Below are 17,417 nucleotides of genomic sequence, written 5' to 3'. Positions count from 1 at the left end.
CTCGGGGCGCTTAAGTCTGGACGTATTCATTGTGTCCTCAAATCTGAGAGCAAGCCAGACCACCAGTTGGCCATCCTGACTCTTTCATCCCAATACTGCCCCCGCGCATATGCGCCGCGCACCTTGTTGGCTTCGACGTGAGCCAGTGCTTTCTCGATAGCATCAGGGTTCCACAGACCGCTTTCGTTGGCGATTGTTGAGAACGTGGCCCGAAAGCCGTGTGAGGTCATTTCATCGCCGCCGTAGCCCATGCGTCGTAACGCGGCGTTCATGGTGTTTTCGCTCATGGGGCGAATGCTTGATTTGATTGACGGGAGAACCAGTTGGCCCCAGCCGTTTAGCATTCGAAGCTCTTCAAGGATTTCCAGTGCTCTAGCTGGCAACGGTACAAAGTGAGGTTTGCGCATTTTCATGCGTGGTGCAGGAACTGCCCAAACTGCTTGGTCGAAATCGAATTCCTCCCACCGCGCATGTCGCAATTCGCCCGGGCGAGTAACGACAATTGCTAGCAGTTCCATCCCTAGGCGAGTTGTCGTTTGACCATCAAAACCGTCGATAGAGCGCATAAGCCCACCGAGAACTGCTTTGTCCAAAATTGCCGCTCTAGGTGTGGCTTTGACGTTCACTAGCGCGTCACGAAGAGCAAATGTTGGATCGTTTTCAGCTAGGGCATTGGCAATCGCGAAACGAAAGACTGCTCCAATTTGGGAGCGCAGACGTTTTGCAGTCTCATAGTTTCCCTTGGTCTCTACCTTCTTCAGGGTATGCAAAACCATCGGTGAAGTGATCTCGGTAATGGGCTTCGAGCCTAGATCGGCATTTGCCATATCCATAAGCCAATCGATCTTGGCGAGTGTCGATTCTGCTCTGCCTTCTTTGATGATTTTCGCCATGTATTGTTCGGCAATCTTCGAAAACGAATTTCCATGGCTGATCTTTGCCGCAAGGGTCTTTTGGCGCTTCGTATCGTTGGGGTCTTGCCCTTGGGCTAACCGTTCTCTTGCGTCGTCCCGTGCCTGGCGGGCATCTGCCAAACTCACAGACGGGTACTTTCCCAGCGTCAGCAAGCGCTCTTTGTCCATGAAACGGTACTTTAGCCGCCAGAGCTTCGAGCCATTGGGATTGGTGAGAACGTAGAGGCCGTCATAGTCCGCCGTCTTGAACGGCTTTTCGCGTGGTTTCAGATTGCGAATTCGCGCGTCGGTGAGTGCCATCTGGGGGTACTGCCCTTTCAAATGGGGGTATCATACCCCCAGAGAGTTTTGGCCTTACCCCCGATTGTACCCCCAAAGCGGCTGGATACCCCCAGACTGCTTCGGATACTATCGGACAATGTAGAGCCGCAAGCCCATGTGTATCATGGGTTTGTCGGCTTTTACAGGATTTGATTGGATAGCTTGGTGGTGCCCCCCGCCGGAATCGAACCGGCACTCCGTTAGGAACGGGATTTTGAATCCCGCGCGTCTACCAATTCCGCCAGGGGGGCGAACCGGGTGTATGCGGGCGGAGATATAGTATTCGGGGCGGGTTATGCAACCGGTTCGATGGTCAATTTGCAACGGCCATGTTGTTGCCACGGCGGCTTGGTGTAGGAAGCGACGACGCCACCATTTCCACCGGTAGAATTGAACATGCAAACCCTCGCATTTCGCTGGGCCGAAAGGCCGATGACCGCTGGTCCTTCGCAGGCTGCGGCCATGATGGTCGTGCTTGCGGGAATGGTTGCTGTGGTGGGGGGAGCCTTGGCCTTTGAGCATATCGGTGGCTATGCGCCGTGTGCGCTGTGTCTGGAGCAACGCACTCCCTACTATTTAGGGATTCCATTTCTTGCGTTGGGCATCATCGGCCAATGGTCGCGTTTGCCTGCCAGCGTGCCGCGTGGGGCGTTGACTATTGGTTTGGTGTGTTTGCTGGCGACCGGCGCGCTGGGTTTTTATCACTCAGGTGTCGAATGGGGATTTTTCGAGGTGCCAGCGACTTGCGGTGCAGGAATCACCGGTACGAGTAGCGATGCGGGCAGCCTGCTGGACAGCCTGTCCAACGCCAAACCGCCGCGTTGTGATGATGCGGCAGGGCGGTTTCTCGGACTGAGCTTTGCAGGCTGGAATGTAGTTGCTGCTGCTGGTCTTGCGGCTGTCGCAGCAAAGGGCCTGTTCGGTAAGCCGGTCTAGTGTGAAGAGTGGGTTCTGTTCGCTGTCGCGAGACACACGCAGCTCAGATCAATTTATAGAACAGCAACCAAACTATCGAAATGCAGCAAACACTCCTCTTTCCGGTGCGCCCGTATTAAGGCGGGTAAGCCCGCCCGGCGATAATTCGCCGCCGCCGCGGAGCGCCTGCGAAGCAGGCTGCGCGAGCGCAAACCAAAAGCCTTTGGAAGCCTACGGCTCCACCTTTGATCTCGCCTACGGCTCGAGCGGCGCGTCCCAATACAAATAATCCATCCAGCTTTCGTGTAGGTGGTTGGGCGGGAATTTGCGACCTGCGTTATGCAGGTCGTGAACCGTCGGCACCCACGGCTTGCGGTTGGGTGTCATGCCAGCATCTTTCGCCAGCTTGCCACCTTTGCGCAGATTGCACGGTGAGCAGGCGGTGATGATGTTTTCCCACGTTGTTTGTCCGCCGAGCGAGCGGGGGATGAGGTGATCGAAGGTGAGGTCTTTTTCTTCGACACCGCAATATTGGCATGTGAACCCGTCGCGCAGGAACAGGTTGAAGCGGGTGAAGGCCGGGTTTCGCTGGGGCTGGATGTATTGCTTCAAGGACACGACGGAGGGCAGTTTCATCTGGAAGGATGGGGACGACACGGCAGCATCGTATTCCGACACGATGTTCACACGGTCGAGAAAGACGGCCTTGATGGCGTCCTGCCAAGACCAAAGCGAGAGCGGATAATAGGACAGCGGGCGGTAATCTGCGTTCAGCACCAGTGCGGGGTGCATTTCCGGATTGACGGCAATCGTCACCGATTGGCTCCTTCAAAAAATTCGGGCGTGCCAGGCCGCGTAAATTAATAATGTCGAAGCGAGTGTAGGACCGTTGCGACAGGAATGTGAAGGCGCATGAATGCCGCATTCCACCATTTGTTTTGAGGCTGGTTTTGGCTTGCGCTAGACGGGCAAAGCGCCACGCCTAAGCCTGGCGTAACGGGCATAGAACAGGCGGGCGGCGGCGCTGCGGTGGGGTTGCCAGCGTTGGGCGATAGCAGTCAGCGCCTTGGCATCGGGGCGGTCGGGCAGGCCGAGGTGGTCCTGTACCGCGTGTTGAAGGGCGATGTCTCCAGCGGGGAAGATGTCGCGGTGCCCGGCACAGAACAGCAGAAAGACCTGCGCGCTCCACGGACCGATGCCGTGTAGGGCGGTGAGGGCAGCCATGGCGTCTTCCGCGGGCAGAATTGCTGTTGCAGCGGGATCGAATCCGTCGATGCAGGCGCGTGCAAGGGCGAGTACGGTTTTCTGTTTGGGCCGTGATAGTCCAGCTTCGACCAGCGGTGGTTCGGCACCATCGAGGACGGTTTGCGGTGAAGGCGCAGGATAGATTCCGATGAGCCGCACCCAGATGGCTTCGGCGCTGGCGCGTGACACTTGTTGGCCGGTGACGATGCGGACGAGGCCAGCGAAATCCGCAGTTTGTTTTCGTAGCGGAAGCGGAGACAGGTCTGCGATCATCGGAGCCAGTGACGGATCGTGAATTGCGAGAGCGGCAAGCGCCTCTGCCAGGCTTTCATCACTGTCTATCGGCTGGTTCAATTCACTGCCTGCTTTTGCTAAAAACGCTGCGGTCGCTATCACGTTGCTATGGATCAGCCTGTTTCGCCACTTTTTCGTTTTGCCCCCAGCCCTAATGGCGCGCTGCATTTGGGCCATGCGCATTCTGCGCTGGTGAACCGAGATTGGGCGGATGCGCTTGGCCGCGACCAGGAAAGTCAATTGCTGTTGCGGATGGAAGACATCGACACCACGCGATGCACGCCTTCATTGGCCGATGGCATGCGTGGTGATCTTCATTGGCTGGGCGTGACATTCGATGGTGAGGTGGAGCCGCAGTCGCAGCGATTTGCTGCATATCAAAAAGCGCTGGAGCGGTTGCAGGATATCGGGTTGGTCTATGCGAGCTTCATGTCGCGTGGTGAGATCAAGCAGGCGGTAGCCGGAAAGCCAGACTGGCCGCGCGATCCAGATGGCTCACCGCACTATCCTGGTGATGAACGGAGTTGGAAAGAAGAAGAGCGACAGGCGCAGATCGATCTCGGCAAACGAGTTGTCTGGCGGCTGGATATGGCGAAGGCGGTTGCGTGGGCAGGGCGATTGGTCTGGACCGAGTTGGCCAATCCCAGTGATGCAGGAACCGCCATAGAAGCGCAGCCGGAAAGGTGGGGCGACGTGGTGTTGGCACGGGCGGATGTGCCGACGAGTTATCATCTTTCGGTCACGGTTGATGACGCGGCGCAGGGCATTACCCATGTCGTTCGTGGTGAAGATTTGCGCGCCGCGACGGGTGTGCACCGGCTGCTGCAACATCTACTTGGTCTGCCAGTGCCGCTTTACCATCACCATGGGTTGGTGCTGGGGGATGACGGCAGGAAACTATCGAAGTCCGATGGTTCGACCAGTCTGGCTGCTTTGCGCGAAAGTGGGGTCACTCCTGACGGAATTCGCCAGCAACTAGACCGCCTGCGCGCCCACCCATAGCCAGAACGGTATTGTGATGATCGAGCCCATCAGCGCCATGACGATGGTGTTTGTTGCCAAGCCCTCGCCGGTGCGGAAATAGCTGGCGATCAGATAGGCGTTCACACCCGTGGGGCAGGATGCGCCGAGCAGCGCAACCTGAAACCAGAGCACCGGCATCTGCACCACTTGTTGTAGCGCGACGACGGTTGCGGGCATGACGATGAGCGACAGAAATGTGAGCGCAGCGGCGGGCGGCAGGTTGCCTCGAAATCCGTATTTCACCAATCCCATGCCCAGCGCGATCAACGCCAGCGGTCCGGTGCAAAGTGAGACGAGATCCAACACTTCCAATACGAAACCCGGCAGAGGCAGGCCGGACACGCGGATGACGACGCCGGTGACGATGCCGACAATGATGGGGTTCACCGCGAGGTTGTGCGCTAGTGATTTCATCACGGTCAGCGGGCGCATTGCGGTGGCGTCCATACCGTCAGCGCGCACCGCCCATTCCATGGCGAAACTGGAAGCGGTCATCATGAAAATGAGATGAACCGACAGCAACACGAACAGGACCTGCAGGCCGGGCTGGCCGTAGGCGAGTTGGATAAGCGGAATGCCGAGCAGAACGAGATTGGAGAACGACGCTGCAACGCCAGCGATGCTGGAGGCCCGCATGTCGCGCTTCCACACCAGATGGATGAGGATGGATGCCGGTATCCATGCAGCGAGGATCGCGCCGAAATAGACCGCAACCATGGTCCATGGCAGGTCACCGGAAAATTCTGCCGTCGCCAGCGATTTTATCAACAAAATAGGTATGGCGAATTTTATTACGAAATCGGTCACGCCTTCGCCCACAGCGGGTTTCAAATAGCCGGACCGCACGGCGGCAAAGCCGAGCGCGATGAGGCAGAAGACCGGAATGACGATGGTGGCGATGGAACCCATATCAACTTGCTAGCCGAGGGTGCTGGCCCCGTCACGAATAAACTCGTCACCGCTTGAATCACCTCATCTGTGAGAAGCGCGATGAGGGCTTGGCAGATTGGTGGGTGAGGCAGATGGTGCGCTGGTTTTTGCTAAACCTGTCGCGCCTTTCATGTCTTCCACCTCTCAAAACTCCACCGACCGAATGGCAGCATTCGCCCCTATCGTCTTCGTGTGGCTGTGGGGCACCGGGTTCGTGGGCGCGCGTTTGGGCATGCCTTACAGTGAACCGGGCACGTTTCTAACGATCCGCTTTTCCATTGCCTGTCTGTTGTTGTTGGCGCTGGCCTTTGCAATGCGGGCCAAGTGGCCGGACCGAGCGACGATACTGTGGTGCGTGGCTATCGGCTTTGCGTTGCACGGCATCTATCTCGGCGGGGTCTTCTGGGCGATTGATGGCGGTATGTCGGCTGGTGTTGCGGCTGTCGTAGTGGGGTTGCAACCGCTGTTGACGGCGGTGCTATCCGGCTTTCTGTTGGGTGAAGTCATTACGAGGCGGCACTGGTTGGGTCTTGCCGTTGGTATCGCTGGCGTGGTTCTGGTTTTGTCGCCTGGCCTTGATCTGTCTGCACCTGGCATCACTGTCGCAACGGTTGCAGCCTGCGCCATCGGTATGGTGGCCGCGACTCTGGGGACATTGGGGCAAAAGCGTTTTGCTGGTGGGGTCGACTTACGGGTTGCCACTGCGCTGCAATATGCAGGCGCCACGATACCGGTCGCCTTGCTCATGGCGTTCACGGAAACTCGCGAGGTCAAGTGGAGCGGCGAGATGATCGTGGCGCTGGTATGGTCGATCTTTGTGCTGTCCTTCGGTGCGGTGTTCCTGCTTATGTGGCTCATCAATCGCGGGTCGGTGGCGAAGGTTTCTACTCTGCTCTACGCTGTGCCCGCTGTCGCTGCCTTTATGGCGTGGTTGCTGTTCGACGAAGCTCTGACGCCAATACAGTTGGTGGGCATGGCACTGTGTGCCGTGGGCGTTGCGCTTGGTGCCCGCGCTGCATCACCGCCGCGTGTTCGCACTTAGCGCGATTCACCCACAACTGCGGCGCAGATGCCGCGTTGTGTTCATACGGTGCAGGTGCCAAACACCCGCCGAAGCAAATGGTGAGATAAAGGCAAGCCCATGGAATACGGACAAATTCTTCTTCTGGTGGGTTGCGCCATTGTTGGCCTTATCCTGCTGCGCGGCCTTTGGAACATGCTGCAAAACGGCCCTGGCAACACCTCGCAAAAGCTGATGCGCATGCGTGTCATGGCGCAGGGGCTGGTTATCTTCGCAATCGTGGTTGTTGTGTATTTGTCACGATAGAAGTGCGGCCTTAACCCACGTGGCGGGTTGTGCTTGTGGAATCGCCCACGCTTTGCGAAACGTGGCAGGAACGTGACGCCGGCCCGGGCAGGGGCCAATGTGTTACCTGTCCAATTCAAGTGCGGATGCCATGATGACTTTCACCAAAAGCGCAATTGCAGCTCTGCTGATCAGCACCGCAGCTTTCGCAGCACCTGCATCGGCCAATGATTTTGGTCTTGATGAAGCCCGCTTCGGTGGCACTTGGGCCCAGCCTGACTGGCTGGACGCGAACCACGCTGAAGACGATCAGTTTGGTATCAACGCCGAACTTCTGTTCCGTCCTATCAATATCGACCTGTTCGGTGTTGCTGATGGCGAGACTGAAGGTTTTCTCTACAGCATCATGAATCCACGCGCCCACCTTGGTGGCATGGTGAATTTCGACGATGACGGCACAAGCTACGGCTATGCCGGTCTGACGTGGCAATTTGGCCTGACAGAAGCTCTGTTTCTTGAAGGCGGCTTTGGCCTCGCCCTCAACAATGGCGAAGAGCGCCCATCAGCTACGCGGGCCGGTTTGGGTTCAGCTATTACCTTCCGCGAATCCATTGCGCTGGGCGTAAACGTGACCGAAAATATCACGGCGCTCATTCAGCTAGAGCATCTCTCCCACGCTGAAGTCTTCGACGATCAAAACCGCGGTCTGTCGAACATCTCTGCCCGAATCGGTTATAAATTCTAAATTCTCACGCCCGCGTAGCGAGCGATTTTTTGCACTCACGCTGTCGGGCTTCGCTGCGTTAGCGCGGGTTGGCCGCCCGGCTCGCTCTTTGCTCGCTGTCGCTAGCTCTGACATTTGAACTTTGCCCGCTTCAAAACCGAGCTTGCCATCCAAACTCGTGAATAGACGCCGTGTCGCATGGCCTTGCGCTGCAGCACCGCGTTTGAGAAACCAAGTCTTCTCTTCCGCGCGGAAAATACATCATGGTCGTTCTGAACAAAATTTACACAAAAACCGGTGACGACGGCACCACAGCCTTGGGCACAGGCGAGCGCCGCTTGAAGTTCGACCTTCGTGTTGAAAGCTACGGCACGGTGGATGAAACCAACGCGACACTCGGCATGGTTCGCCTTCACACTGCGGATACCGATATTGATGGTATGCTGTCCCGCATCCAGAATGATCTCTTCGATCTCGGTGCCGATCTCGCCACGCCCGACACTGGCGAAAAGCTGGAATACGAACCGCTGCGGATGATCGAATCGCAGGTCACGCGCATCGAGCAGGATATCGACAAGCTGAACGCTGATCTTGATCCGTTGCGTTCGTTCATTCTACCCGGCGGCTCTCCCGCTGCTGCCGCGCTGCACGTTTCCCGCACCGTCGCGCGTCGCGCAGAACGTCTCATTGTGCATTTGGGGGAAACTCCGGGCGAGCATGTGAACCCGCATTGCATCCGTTACATGAACCGCGTCAGTGATTTTCTGTTCGTGGCCGCCCGTCATGTGAACGATGGTGGCAAGGCTGACATCTTGTGGGTGCCCGGAGAGAATAGATAAATTACACGAGAACCGCTAAGGTCTCTGCCTAGTTAAGTGCCATAAGTGCACTAGGGGATCGCGCCATTTTCATTCCGCTCCACGACGGCAAGAAGCTCAAGCACGTGCGCCTGCAATGGGTCACGCTGACGATTATTGCGCTCAATGTCGGTATCTATCTCATTGGTCTAATTGGCTGGCCGGATCATTACGGCACCAATTTTGCCACCATTGCATTCGGCCATGTGCCTTCAGTCATCAACGACTTGAAGACGCTTCCGGCGCAATACGCGGTGGTGCCTGACGACTTCTATTGGGTGACCGCGATAACCGGTGCGTTTCTGCATGCTGATATCTGGCATCTGGGCGGCAACATGCTGTTCATCTGGGTGTTCGGCGACAATGTTGAAGACGCGATGGGCCATTTCAAATTCGCGATCTTCTATCTGCTATGCGCCTTTGCAGGCTCGTGGTTTCACGCCTTTTCTTTCCCCGCATCTGACGCGGCACTCATCGGTGCTTCTGGTGCAGCGGCCGGTATTATTGCCGCCTATTTGATGCTGCATCCCAAGGTCTGGGTTTGGGTTCTGTTCGCTGCGCGTATTCCGCTGCGTCTGCCTGCATGGACAGTTTTAGGTTTCTGGCTAGGTATGCAGGTGTGGATGTATGTCATGTCCAGCGACGGCGAGATTTCCTGGGCAGCCCATGTTGGCGGCGGGCTGACCGGGATCGTTTTAACGCCCATTTTGAAGCGCTGGGCTGTGCCGCTGTTCGACCGTGAGGTCATTGTGCCCGGAGCTGTTGTACTGAAGGAAGACGCCGATCTGCCGCCGAAGGTCGAACCACCACGATGGGGCCGGGGCGCTGTTGCAAAGAGCAATTGACGTTAACGTAAGAATTTGCCAATCAGGCAGGGCCAAACGTATCTATTGTTGTGGCGCAAATTCATAGCGCGATGGCGCTTCCGCCACGTTCCCATAAGGGCTGTCTTGCACTAGGCTGCCCGCCAAATGCGCCAAATGGCGCGGACCACACGCACATCCTTCGACAAGAGGCATTACCCCATGAAGATCATCGTCCCCGTCAAACGGGTTGTAGACTACAATGTGAAAATCCGCGTGAAGGCAGACGGCTCCGGCGTCGACCTCGCCAACGTAAAAATGTCGATGAACCCCTTCGACGAGATCGCCGTCGAAGAAGCGCTTCGTTTGAAAGAAGCCGGTAAAGCTGAGGAAGTCATCGTTGTTTCCATCGGTCCTGCGAAGGCTGCTGAGACCATCCGCACCGGCCTCGCCATGGGCGCTGACCGTGGCATTCTGGTGGAGCATGATGACATCGTCGAGCCGCTGGCCGTCGCCAAAATTCTCAAAGGCATCGTTGACGAAGAGCAGCCGCAGCTCGTGATCTTGGGCAAGCAGGCCATTGACGATGACGCCAACCAGACCGGCCAGATGCTTTCTGCATTGCTCGGCTGGGCACAGGCCACCTTTGCTTCCAAGCTGGAAATCGAAGGCAATAGCGCCAACGTGACGCGCGAAGTTGATGGCGGCTTGCAGACGATCAAGGTCGATATGCCCCTTATCATGACCACCGACCTTCGCTTGAACGAGCCGCGTTACGCTTCGTTGCCCAACATCATGAAGGCCAAGAAAAAGCCGATGGATACGAAAACACCTGCTGATTACGGCGTTGATGTTTCCCCGCGCATCGAGGTCGTCACCACAGTTGAACCGCCTAAGCGCGAAGCCGGTATCATCGTCGCAGACGTCGCAGAACTCGTCTCCAAACTGAAGAACGAAGCGGGCGTGCTGTAACGGGTTTTACCTGTACGCCTCCGCTCTTCAATTCGATTAAGGACAAACAAGATGACCACTCTTCTTCTCGCTGAACACGACAACGAAACTCTCTCCGACCAGACCAATAAGGCCATGACAGCAGCCGCTGCAATGGGGTCCGACGTGCATGTGCTGGTTGCCGGTAACGGTTGTGCTGCCGTGGCTGACGCTGCTGCAAAGCTCGACGGTGCCGCCAAGGTGCTGCTTTGCGAAGCCGACTTTCTGACTAATCGGTTGGCCGAACCGATGGCCGCGCTCATCGTCTCCATCGCTGGTGATTACGACGCCATCGTTGCTGCCGCCACCACGGACGGCAAGAACATCCTACCCCGCGTCGCAGCTTTGCTTGACGTGATGCAGATTTCCGATGTGACCGATGTGAAGGGCGCCGACACTTTCGAACGCCCGATCTACGCCGGTAACGCCATCCAGACTGTGAAATCGAATGACGCAACCAAAGTCGTCACCGTGCGCACCGCGACTTTCGCCGCTGCCGGTGAAGGTGGTTCTGCCTCCGTCGAGAAAATCGACGCGGCCGCCAATCCGGGCCTGTCGGAATTCGTGTCGGCAGCACTTTCCGACAGCGACCGTCCGGAATTGACCTCCGCCAAGATCATCCTGTCCGGTGGTCGTGCGCTCGGTTCTGCAGAAAAGTTCGACAGCGTCATCACACCGGTTGCAGACAAGCTGGGCGCTGCCATCGGCGCATCCCGCGCTGCGGTCGATGCGGGCTACGCCCCCAACGACTGGCAGGTTGGCCAGACCGGTAAGGTCGTCGCACCAAACCTTTACATCGCAGCCGGTATTTCCGGCGCGATCCAGCATTTGGCCGGTATGAAAGACTCGAAAGTCATCGTCGCCATCAACAAGGACGATGAAGCGCCGATCTTCCAGGTTGCCGACTACGGCCTCGTTGGCGATCTCTTCGAGATTCTGCCGGAGCTTGAAAAAGCGCTGTAATTTCCAAACACCATTTCGCGGGCAACCGCGATCTGACATGATTGCGTCGCCCGGACATTTTGTTCGGGCGAAGTCATTTTGACCATCGTTGGAGAAACGAACATGAAAACCATCGGTATCATTGGTGCAGGGCAAATGGGCAGCGGTATCGCTCATGTTTGTGCGCTGTCCGGCTACGACGTTTTCATGCACGACATCGATGAGACAGCCATCGAAAACGGAATGGCGACTATTTCTGGAAATATGGCGCGTCAGGTTGGCTCAGAGCGTATCACCCGCGATGAGCGACACGATGCGCTTAACCGCTTGCGCGCCACGCCAAAGGTCGAAGATCTTGTTAAATGCGATATGGTCATCGAAGCGGCTACCGAAAACGAGAAGGTGAAGCAGGCGATCTACAAGACCGTCTGTCCGCACCTGAATGCTGATGCGATTTTGGCGACCAACACATCGTCGATCTCAATCACCCGTTTGGCTGCCGTGACCGACCGTCCAGAGCGTTTTCTCGGCGTTCACTTCATGAACCCTGTTCCGGTGATGCAGCTTGTTGAACTGGTGCGCGGCATCGCCACCGATGATGCGACCTTCCAAACCGCCCGCGCGTTTTGCGATAAGCTGGGCAAGGAAGTTTCGGTTTCTGAAGATTTCCCGGCCTTCATCGTCAACCGTGTTTTGATCCCCATGATCAACGAAGCTATTTACGTTCTTTATGAAGGCGTTGGCACCGTGGCAGGAATCGATAAAGCTATGAAGCTTGGCGCGAACCACCCGATGGGACCGCTCGCGCTGGCCGATTTCATTGGCTTGGACACCTGTCTCGCCATCATGCAAACGCTGCACGACGGTTTGGCAGACACCAAATATCGCCCTTGCCCATTGCTGGTGAAATACGTCGAAGCCGGTTGGCTTGGTCGTAAAGCTGGCAAAGGCTTCTACGACTATGCGGGCGAAGAACCCGTGCCGACACGTTAGCGCACCGGCACTTTATTAACTCAGGTGTAACTGACGATCTCGAATTCTACGCCATCATCGCCGTCGAAATAAAAACGGCGGCCTGGCTCGTAGTCGCCGTGATTTTGTGGGTGGTAGCCCGCGGCTTTCACCTGCGCTTCCATGGCGTCGATATCATCGACAACCACAGCAACATGGTTCAGCCCTCCAGCGGTGATGTGGCTGCTGTCGATGTTGCGCCCGCTTTGGTCTTTGGGCTCGTACAGCGCGAGGTAGCTGCTCTCGTTGCCGACATGAATCGTGTAGCCCACACCGTTCATCGCTTCTCCCTCCCAACGTACTGCCCATCCAAAAAGCTTGCACAGGGTCTGGGCTGTCTCGGCTGCATTCGAGACGGTGTAGTTGACGTGTTCCAGTGTTGCGGTGGTCATGATGATGCTCATTTGCAAGGTTGATTTGCGCCATTGTGCTTCCTCAAGTTAAGTTGAGGTCAAGCGGTTTTTGGAAATATTTCAATGACGAAAAGCTCCCTGCAAATCGGTGATGTCGCGGCTCGTACTGGATTGTCCGTTTCGGCAATTCGGTTTTACGAAGAGCGAGGACTAGTTCATCCTGATCGTTCGATGGGTGGACGACGAGTTTTTGAGCGTGCCGATATTCGTCGACTTTCCTTCATCCGTATTACGCAGGAGCTCGGCTTTTCGATCTCGCAGATTGCAGCGGCGTTAGACGGGTTGCCACAGGGGCGCACGCCGACGAAAGCTGACTGGGCTAAGCTGTCCACCATCTTTCGTGCCGATCTTGATCGACGGATAGAGGTTATGACGCGACTCCGTGACCGGCTGGATGGTTGCATCGGCTGCGGCTGCCTGTCGTTGGAGGCTTGCCATCTTTATAATCCTGAAGACCGCGAAGGAGCGGCAGGCACCGGTGCGCGCCTCGTGCTTTCAAGGAGCGAAACTTCATGACGAACAGACAACTGTTTCGAACAGGCCTTACTGGCGCTGCCATCGCCGCCGTCTGCTGCTTTACGCCTTTGCTGGTTTGGTTGTTTGCATTGGCTGGCGTGTCTTGGGCTGTGATCTATGTAGATATCATAATGATTCCAGCGCTGGTGTTTTTCATCGCGCTGGCTTTGATCGGCGGGTTCCGGCTGCGGCAGCGTTAGCGATCACTCATCCGGTAAATTATCAGGCTCGACCGTTGGTGCAATATCAGCGAACGGACCTGCAGGCGCGATGCTGCCGGTTATCAGTTCCGGACTGTATGGTGCGCCATTGGGCACGGTGCAGCCGGTGACGGTTGCCAATGCGATGGCGAGAACGAACAAGCGCAATGTCTTTTCCTTCGCCCGCCCGGCGTGGAAGCTTTCCACCGTCACACTAGCGCCATGGCGTTAGAAGGTGTTCTGCACGTTCGTTACAATTTTAACGAACGTGCAAACGTTACAATGCAGCCTTTATCAAGCGCTTTGCATCTTCGCTTGCCCATTCGGCGGGGCCGTTCAATGCGCCTAGAACGCAACCGTTACCATCGATCAGGAAAGTGACTGGTAGGCCCAGCGCGAGGCCTTCGTTTTTGAAGGTAGAATGCACGCCCATCTGGCCATCATGCTGGAATGGTAGGCCATCAAGTTTCATTTCTTCGTAAAAGCGTTTGGGTTTTTCGTCTGTGCCTAGATCGAGGCTGATTGGTACGACCTCGAAATTTTCACCCCCGAGCGTTTCATTCAACTCTTCCAGCGCGGGCATTTCGGCGCGGCAAGGCGCGCACCATGTGGCCCAAAGGTTCAGCAAAACAGTTTTGCCTTTGCGGTCTGACAATTTTGCGGATGTGCCGTCTGCATTGTTGAAGGCCAGTGCCGATGCATCGAAGGGGCGGTCCACCGTCCCGAAGGCAGCGACATCGCCGATGGCTGCGGCGTCCAACTTCGTGGCGAGTTCTGCATTTATGCTGCAGTTGCCGGCGCTGGCCGACTGCGTGTTGCCACCGACCGTGGACCATGCGTAAAAACCCGCGGCTGCGATGACGACTGCGCCGATGGCTGCAATCGCTACGATGCGCCCGCTGTTGCGGGTGCGGGGCGCGTTAGGTGCTGGTTCTGGAGCGTCGTCTGCCATAAGTATCATCACGAAATCGAACGGGCGAATGCGCCCAACTGTCGAAGCGGAAATGGGCATGACCAAGAACGGGTTGCAAGGTGCAGACGTGACGCATGACGATCAAAATACTGTGGGTTCATCTGAAAAAGCCAACTCCATGTGGGGCGGGCGTTTCGCGGAAGGGCCGGACGCTCTGATGGCGCGCATCAATGCTTCCATCAGCTTCGACCAGAAGATGTACGCGCAAGATATTGCTGGCTCCTTGGCCCACGCCGAAATGCTGCGCGATACCGGTATCATTTCTTCAGAAGATCACGCGGCAATCGCAGGCGGTCTGGAAACCATTCGCGGTGAGATCGAAGGTGGGACATTCACCTTCTCCACCGCGTTGGAAGACATCCACATGAATGTGGAATCGCGCCTTGCCGAACTCATCGGCCCCGCTGCTGGCCGTCTCCACACAGCGCGTTCGCGCAACGATCAGGTGGCGTTGGATTTCCGGCTCTGGGTGCGGGAGCGGTGCGATATTGCCGGTGAACTCATCACCGAATTGATGGGCGTGCTGCTGAACCAGGCTGAACGCCATGCAGATACCGTGATGCCCGGCTTCACCCATTTGCAGACCGCGCAGCCGGTAACCTTTGGCCATCATCTGCTGGCCTATGTGGAAATGCTGTCTCGGGATGCCTCACGTTTTGCCGATGCCCGAAAGCGGATGAACCTTTGTCCGCTCGGCACAGCAGCGCTGGCCGGAACGGGCTTTGCGATTGATCGTCACCAGACGGCTGCTGCGTTGGGCTTCGACGGACCGACGCGCAATTCACTCGATACAGTGGGCGATCGTGATTTCGCGGTGGAATATCTCGCCGCCTGCGCGATCACCGCCACGCATCTTTCGCGGCTGGCTGAAGAACTTGTCATCTGGTCGACGCCGCAATTCGGTTTTGTCGGCATGTCGGACCGTTTCTCCACCGGCTCCTCCATCATGCCGCAGAAGAAAAATCCTGATGCTGCTGAACTGGTGCGTGGCAAGATTGGCCGTATCACCGGTTCGCTGGTCGGGTTGCTCACGGTGTTGAAGGGGCTTCCGCTGACGTACTCGAAGGACATGCAGGAAGACAAAGAAGGCGTGTTCGACGCTGCTGAAACGCTGGAAGTCTGCCTTGGTGCGACGGCGGGCATGATCGCCGATATGGCGGTGAAGCCCGATGCTATGCGCGCGGCTGCAGGGTCCGGCTATTCCACGGCGACCGATCTTGCGGACTGGTTGGTGCGAGAAGCAGGCATTCCCTTCCGCGATGCCCACCATGTAACCGGTCGTGCGGTCGCCATGGCGGAAGAGCGGGGCTGCGAATTGGCAGAGCTGCCACTGGCAGAACTGCAAGGCTTGAACGCCGCCATCACAGATGCCGTCTACGGTGTGTTGACCGTTGATGCCTCTGTGGCCAGCCGTACCAGTTTCGGTGGCACTGCGCCGGACAATGTACGTGCGCAGATCACGTATTGGCGTGAAAGCCTGTAACGGGTTTCGCAATTTCATAAAGCTGATAGAACAATCTTCATGGCCCGTTTGACCAACATCGCTGTCACCCTAACTTGCATCGTTGCACTCGCAGTTGTGACCGGCTGTGGCCGTCGCGGTTCGCCGGTTACGCCGTCGCAGGCGGCGGTCGATCAGGCGAAGGCGGACAAACGTCCTGCGCCCGCGCGGCCTACGCCAAACTCGCAGAATCCCGAAAAGAAATTCATTCTCGACGGTCTGCTGAAATAGAGCTTCGGCTCTCTTTATTTTCGGAAAATCACCGTGAACCATTTTGATTATCGCAACGGCATTTTGCATGCTGAAGATGTTTCCCTGCCGCGTATTGCAGAAGAGGTGGGTACGCCCTTCTACGTCTATTCTTCCGCCACGCTGACGCGGCATTACACGGTGTTTGCCGATGCGTTTTCCGAGCTGGATGCGCTCGTTTGCTACGCGATGAAGGCCAATTCCAATCAGGCCGTGCTGGAAACTCTGGCGCGCCTAGGTTCTGGTGCCGACGTCGTATCTGGTGGTGAACTCACCCGCGCGCGCCGTGCGGGTATTCCCGCATCCAAGATCATGTTTTCCGGTGTTGGCAAGACCGTGGCCGAAATGGACCTCGCGTTAGGCGAAGAGATCCTGTGCTTCAACATTGAGTCCGAGCCGGAACTCGAAATGTTGTCTGCGCGCGCTGCAGCGATGGGCAAGACGGCTCATGTGTCTTTCCGCATCAACCCCGATGTGGACGCGAAGACCATCGAGAAAATTTCTACCGGCAAGAAGACCGATAAATTCGGTATTCCCCACGAAGAAGCGTCACGCATTTATGCGCGTGCTGCGGAACTGCCGGGTATCAAAGTCACCGGTATCGACATGCATATCGGATCGCAGATCACTGATCTTGCGCCATTCGATACGGCGTTTGGAAAGTTGGCCGATCTCGTCGGGCATCTGCGCGGCGAAGGGCATGACATCCAGCATGTGGACGTTGGTGGTGGTCTCGGTATTCCCTACCACGATGACAACAACCCGCCGCCGAACCCGGATGATTACGCGGCTGTCGTGAAAAAGCATGTGACCGGTTTGGACGCGAAGGTGATCTTCGAGCCAGGGCGCTTGATCGCTGGCAATGCAGGCCTGTTCGTCACCAAGGTGATCTACGTGAAAGAGGGCGATGCGCGTTCTTTCGTCATCGTCGATGGTGCCATGAACGATCTCATCCGCCCGACACTTTACGAGGCATACCACGAGGTACGGTCGGTCGATGTTAACCGTGGCAACGGTCCGCGCTTCACCGCTGATGTTGTCGGTCCGGTTTGCGAGTCCGGCGACTACCTTGCCAAGGAACGCGAAATGCAAAAGCCGCGCCCTGGTGACCTTATCGCGCTGGGCTCAGCCGGTGCCTACGGCGCTGTGCAGGCCGGCACCTACAACACCCGCGCGCTTGTGCCGGAAGTAATGGTGAAGGGTGACCAATACCACGTCATCCGCCCGCGTCTTTCGCTGGACGAATTGATTGATCTGGATTCGGTGCCGGACTGGTTCGACGACTGAGTC

Annotated in this window: 22 protein-coding genes and 1 tRNA gene; 15 read left to right on the top strand and 8 right to left on the bottom strand. The window is 57.0% G+C overall.

Annotation, left to right across the window (positions count from 1 at the left end):
• Positions 1–26 precede the first annotated feature (26 nt).
• Both R2A130_RS14550 and R2A130_RS14545 read right to left on the bottom strand, forming a co-directional pair.
• Complete coding sequence (locus R2A130_RS14550; protein WP_009758561.1) at positions 27–1,214, bottom strand: integrase arm-type DNA-binding domain-containing protein; 1,188 nt, start codon at positions 1,212–1,214, stop codon at positions 27–29.
• A gap of 187 nt (positions 1,215–1,401) precedes the next feature.
• Positions 1,402–1,486 (bottom strand) — tRNA-Leu (locus R2A130_RS14545).
• Between the two features lie 181 nt (positions 1,487–1,667).
• On the opposite strand from R2A130_RS14545, the gene R2A130_RS14540 reads away from it, so the two are divergent.
• Positions 1,668–2,171 (top strand): disulfide bond formation protein B, encoded by a 504-nt coding sequence (locus R2A130_RS14540; protein ID WP_009758559.1) that lies wholly within the window; start codon positions 1,668–1,670, stop codon positions 2,169–2,171.
• Between the two features lie 234 nt (positions 2,172–2,405).
• Here R2A130_RS14540 and R2A130_RS14535 read toward each other — a convergent pair whose 3' ends face one another.
• Positions 2,406–2,966, bottom strand: coding sequence for an HNH endonuclease (locus R2A130_RS14535; protein ID WP_009758558.1), 561 nt, complete (start codon positions 2,964–2,966; stop codon positions 2,406–2,408).
• 144 nt (positions 2,967–3,110) lie between these two features.
• Entirely contained in the window at positions 3,111–3,749 is a 639-nt protein-coding gene (locus R2A130_RS14530; RefSeq protein WP_040306227.1) for a DNA-3-methyladenine glycosylase, read from the bottom strand.
• A 48-nt stretch (positions 3,750–3,797) separates the two neighbouring features.
• Between R2A130_RS14530 and gluQRS the strand changes: the two genes are divergently transcribed.
• On the top strand, positions 3,798–4,691 hold the full coding sequence (gene gluQRS, locus R2A130_RS14525) for a tRNA glutamyl-Q(34) synthetase GluQRS (RefSeq protein WP_009758556.1): 894 nt from the start codon (positions 3,798–3,800) through the stop codon (positions 4,689–4,691).
• Here the strand turns inward: gluQRS and R2A130_RS14520 are convergent.
• Complete coding sequence (locus R2A130_RS14520) at positions 4,665–5,621, bottom strand: AEC family transporter (RefSeq protein WP_009758555.1); 957 nt, start codon at positions 5,619–5,621, stop codon at positions 4,665–4,667. The two genes, gluQRS and R2A130_RS14520, sit on opposite strands and share 27 nt — an antisense overlap.
• Before the next feature lie 151 nt (positions 5,622–5,772).
• On the opposite strand from R2A130_RS14520, the gene R2A130_RS14515 reads away from it, so the two are divergent.
• From R2A130_RS14515 to R2A130_RS14480, 8 genes are all read left to right on the top strand, one after another.
• Entirely contained in the window at positions 5,773–6,684 is a 912-nt protein-coding gene (locus R2A130_RS14515; protein WP_198008761.1) for a DMT family transporter, read from the top strand.
• Between the two features lie 99 nt (positions 6,685–6,783).
• Complete coding sequence (locus R2A130_RS14510) at positions 6,784–6,969, top strand: HIG1 domain-containing protein (protein WP_009758553.1); 186 nt, start codon at positions 6,784–6,786, stop codon at positions 6,967–6,969.
• Between the two features lie 130 nt (positions 6,970–7,099).
• Positions 7,100–7,693, top strand: coding sequence for an acyloxyacyl hydrolase (locus R2A130_RS17770; RefSeq protein WP_198008760.1), 594 nt, complete (start codon positions 7,100–7,102; stop codon positions 7,691–7,693).
• Between the two features lie 242 nt (positions 7,694–7,935).
• The gene (locus R2A130_RS14500) at positions 7,936–8,511 is read left to right on the top strand and encodes a cob(I)yrinic acid a,c-diamide adenosyltransferase (protein WP_009758551.1); all 576 of its coding nucleotides are present in this window, start codon (positions 7,936–7,938) and stop codon (positions 8,509–8,511) included.
• 104 nt (positions 8,512–8,615) lie between these two features.
• On the top strand, positions 8,616–9,374 hold the full coding sequence (locus R2A130_RS14495) for a rhomboid family intramembrane serine protease (RefSeq protein WP_009758550.1): 759 nt from the start codon (positions 8,616–8,618) through the stop codon (positions 9,372–9,374).
• A 180-nt stretch (positions 9,375–9,554) separates the two neighbouring features.
• The gene (locus tag R2A130_RS14490; protein WP_040306222.1) at positions 9,555–10,304 is read left to right on the top strand and encodes an electron transfer flavoprotein subunit beta/FixA family protein; all 750 of its coding nucleotides are present in this window, start codon (positions 9,555–9,557) and stop codon (positions 10,302–10,304) included.
• Between the two features lie 51 nt (positions 10,305–10,355).
• Positions 10,356–11,285, top strand: a complete 930-nt coding sequence (locus R2A130_RS14485) for an electron transfer flavoprotein subunit alpha/FixB family protein (RefSeq protein WP_009758548.1) — start codon at positions 10,356–10,358, stop codon at positions 11,283–11,285.
• A 102-nt stretch (positions 11,286–11,387) separates the two neighbouring features.
• The gene (locus tag R2A130_RS14480) at positions 11,388–12,257 is read left to right on the top strand and encodes a 3-hydroxybutyryl-CoA dehydrogenase (protein WP_009758547.1); all 870 of its coding nucleotides are present in this window, start codon (positions 11,388–11,390) and stop codon (positions 12,255–12,257) included.
• A 20-nt stretch (positions 12,258–12,277) separates the two neighbouring features.
• Here the strand turns inward: R2A130_RS14480 and R2A130_RS14475 are convergent, their stop codons facing one another.
• On the bottom strand, positions 12,278–12,667 hold the full coding sequence (locus tag R2A130_RS14475; protein WP_040306220.1) for a VOC family protein: 390 nt from the start codon (positions 12,665–12,667) through the stop codon (positions 12,278–12,280).
• 84 nt (positions 12,668–12,751) lie between these two features.
• On the opposite strand from R2A130_RS14475, the gene soxR reads away from it, so the two are divergent.
• Entirely contained in the window at positions 12,752–13,204 is a 453-nt protein-coding gene (soxR, locus tag R2A130_RS14470; RefSeq protein ID WP_009758545.1) for a redox-sensitive transcriptional activator SoxR, read from the top strand.
• The gene (merF, locus tag R2A130_RS14465; RefSeq protein WP_009758544.1) at positions 13,201–13,404 is read left to right on the top strand and encodes a mercury resistance system transport protein MerF; all 204 of its coding nucleotides are present in this window, start codon (positions 13,201–13,203) and stop codon (positions 13,402–13,404) included. The genes soxR and merF overlap by 4 nt, the downstream gene beginning before the upstream one ends.
• A gap of 3 nt (positions 13,405–13,407) precedes the next feature.
• On the opposite strand, the gene R2A130_RS18555 is transcribed toward merF, so the two are convergent.
• Together R2A130_RS18555 and R2A130_RS14460 are read right to left on the bottom strand one after the other, a co-directional pair.
• Positions 13,408–13,611: a hypothetical protein gene (locus tag R2A130_RS18555; RefSeq protein ID WP_156798544.1), complete on the bottom strand. Its 204-nt coding sequence runs from the start codon at positions 13,609–13,611 to the stop codon at positions 13,408–13,410.
• Between the two features lie 70 nt (positions 13,612–13,681).
• Complete coding sequence (locus tag R2A130_RS14460) at positions 13,682–14,416, bottom strand: TlpA disulfide reductase family protein (protein ID WP_009758542.1); 735 nt, start codon at positions 14,414–14,416, stop codon at positions 13,682–13,684.
• Positions 14,417–14,495: 79 nt separating this feature from the next.
• Between R2A130_RS14460 and argH the strand changes: the two genes are divergently transcribed.
• From argH to lysA, 3 genes are read left to right on the top strand one after another with little or no spacing between them, the layout of a single operon-like run.
• Entirely contained in the window at positions 14,496–15,860 is a 1,365-nt protein-coding gene (gene argH, locus R2A130_RS14455; protein WP_050786188.1) for an argininosuccinate lyase, read from the top strand.
• A gap of 39 nt (positions 15,861–15,899) precedes the next feature.
• A complete protein-coding gene (locus R2A130_RS14450) occupies positions 15,900–16,109 on the top strand; it encodes a hypothetical protein (RefSeq protein WP_009758540.1) in 210 nt (69 codons plus the stop codon).
• 33 nt (positions 16,110–16,142) lie between these two features.
• A complete protein-coding gene (gene lysA / locus R2A130_RS14445; RefSeq protein ID WP_009758539.1) occupies positions 16,143–17,414 on the top strand; it encodes a diaminopimelate decarboxylase in 1,272 nt (423 codons plus the stop codon).
• The last annotated feature ends 3 nt before the right edge of the window (positions 17,415–17,417 follow it).

Origin of the sequence: Ahrensia sp. R2A130, from assembly GCF_000179775.1 — a bacterium.
Classification (GTDB): domain Bacteria; phylum Pseudomonadota; class Alphaproteobacteria; order Rhizobiales; family Rhizobiaceae; genus Pseudahrensia.
The sequence above is the reverse complement of the archived record's forward strand: the minus strand, read 5'-3'. Positions and strand labels throughout refer to the sequence as shown.

Bases quoted from the DNA above. Each gene is read 5' to 3' on its own strand.
- R2A130_RS14550 (WP_009758561.1), bottom strand. From the start codon at position 1,214: ATGGCACTCACCGACGCGCGAATTCGCAATCTGAAACCACGCGAAAAG.
- R2A130_RS14540 (WP_009758559.1), top strand. From the start codon at position 1,668: ATGACCGCTGGTCCTTCGCAGGCTGCGGCCATGATGGTCGTGCTTGCG.
- gluQRS (WP_009758556.1), top strand. From the start codon at position 3,798: ATGGATCAGCCTGTTTCGCCACTTTTTCGTTTTGCCCCCAGCCCTAAT.
- R2A130_RS14520 (WP_009758555.1), bottom strand. From the start codon at position 5,621: ATGGGTTCCATCGCCACCATCGTCATTCCGGTCTTCTGCCTCATCGCG.
- R2A130_RS14515 (WP_198008761.1), top strand. From the start codon at position 5,773: ATGTCTTCCACCTCTCAAAACTCCACCGACCGAATGGCAGCATTCGCC.
- R2A130_RS14510 (WP_009758553.1), top strand. From the start codon at position 6,784: ATGGAATACGGACAAATTCTTCTTCTGGTGGGTTGCGCCATTGTTGGC.
- R2A130_RS17770 (WP_198008760.1), top strand. From the start codon at position 7,100: ATGATGACTTTCACCAAAAGCGCAATTGCAGCTCTGCTGATCAGCACC.
- R2A130_RS14500 (WP_009758551.1), top strand. From the start codon at position 7,936: ATGGTCGTTCTGAACAAAATTTACACAAAAACCGGTGACGACGGCACC.
- R2A130_RS14490 (WP_040306222.1), top strand. From the start codon at position 9,555: ATGAAGATCATCGTCCCCGTCAAACGGGTTGTAGACTACAATGTGAAA.
- R2A130_RS14485 (WP_009758548.1), top strand. From the start codon at position 10,356: ATGACCACTCTTCTTCTCGCTGAACACGACAACGAAACTCTCTCCGAC.
- R2A130_RS14480 (WP_009758547.1), top strand. From the start codon at position 11,388: ATGAAAACCATCGGTATCATTGGTGCAGGGCAAATGGGCAGCGGTATC.
- R2A130_RS14475 (WP_040306220.1), bottom strand. From the start codon at position 12,667: ATGACCACCGCAACACTGGAACACGTCAACTACACCGTCTCGAATGCA.
- soxR (WP_009758545.1), top strand. From the start codon at position 12,752: ATGACGAAAAGCTCCCTGCAAATCGGTGATGTCGCGGCTCGTACTGGA.
- merF (WP_009758544.1), top strand. From the start codon at position 13,201: ATGACGAACAGACAACTGTTTCGAACAGGCCTTACTGGCGCTGCCATC.
- R2A130_RS14460 (WP_009758542.1), bottom strand. From the start codon at position 14,416: ATGCCCATTTCCGCTTCGACAGTTGGGCGCATTCGCCCGTTCGATTTC.
- argH (WP_050786188.1), top strand. From the start codon at position 14,496: ATGTGGGGCGGGCGTTTCGCGGAAGGGCCGGACGCTCTGATGGCGCGC.
- R2A130_RS14450 (WP_009758540.1), top strand. From the start codon at position 15,900: ATGGCCCGTTTGACCAACATCGCTGTCACCCTAACTTGCATCGTTGCA.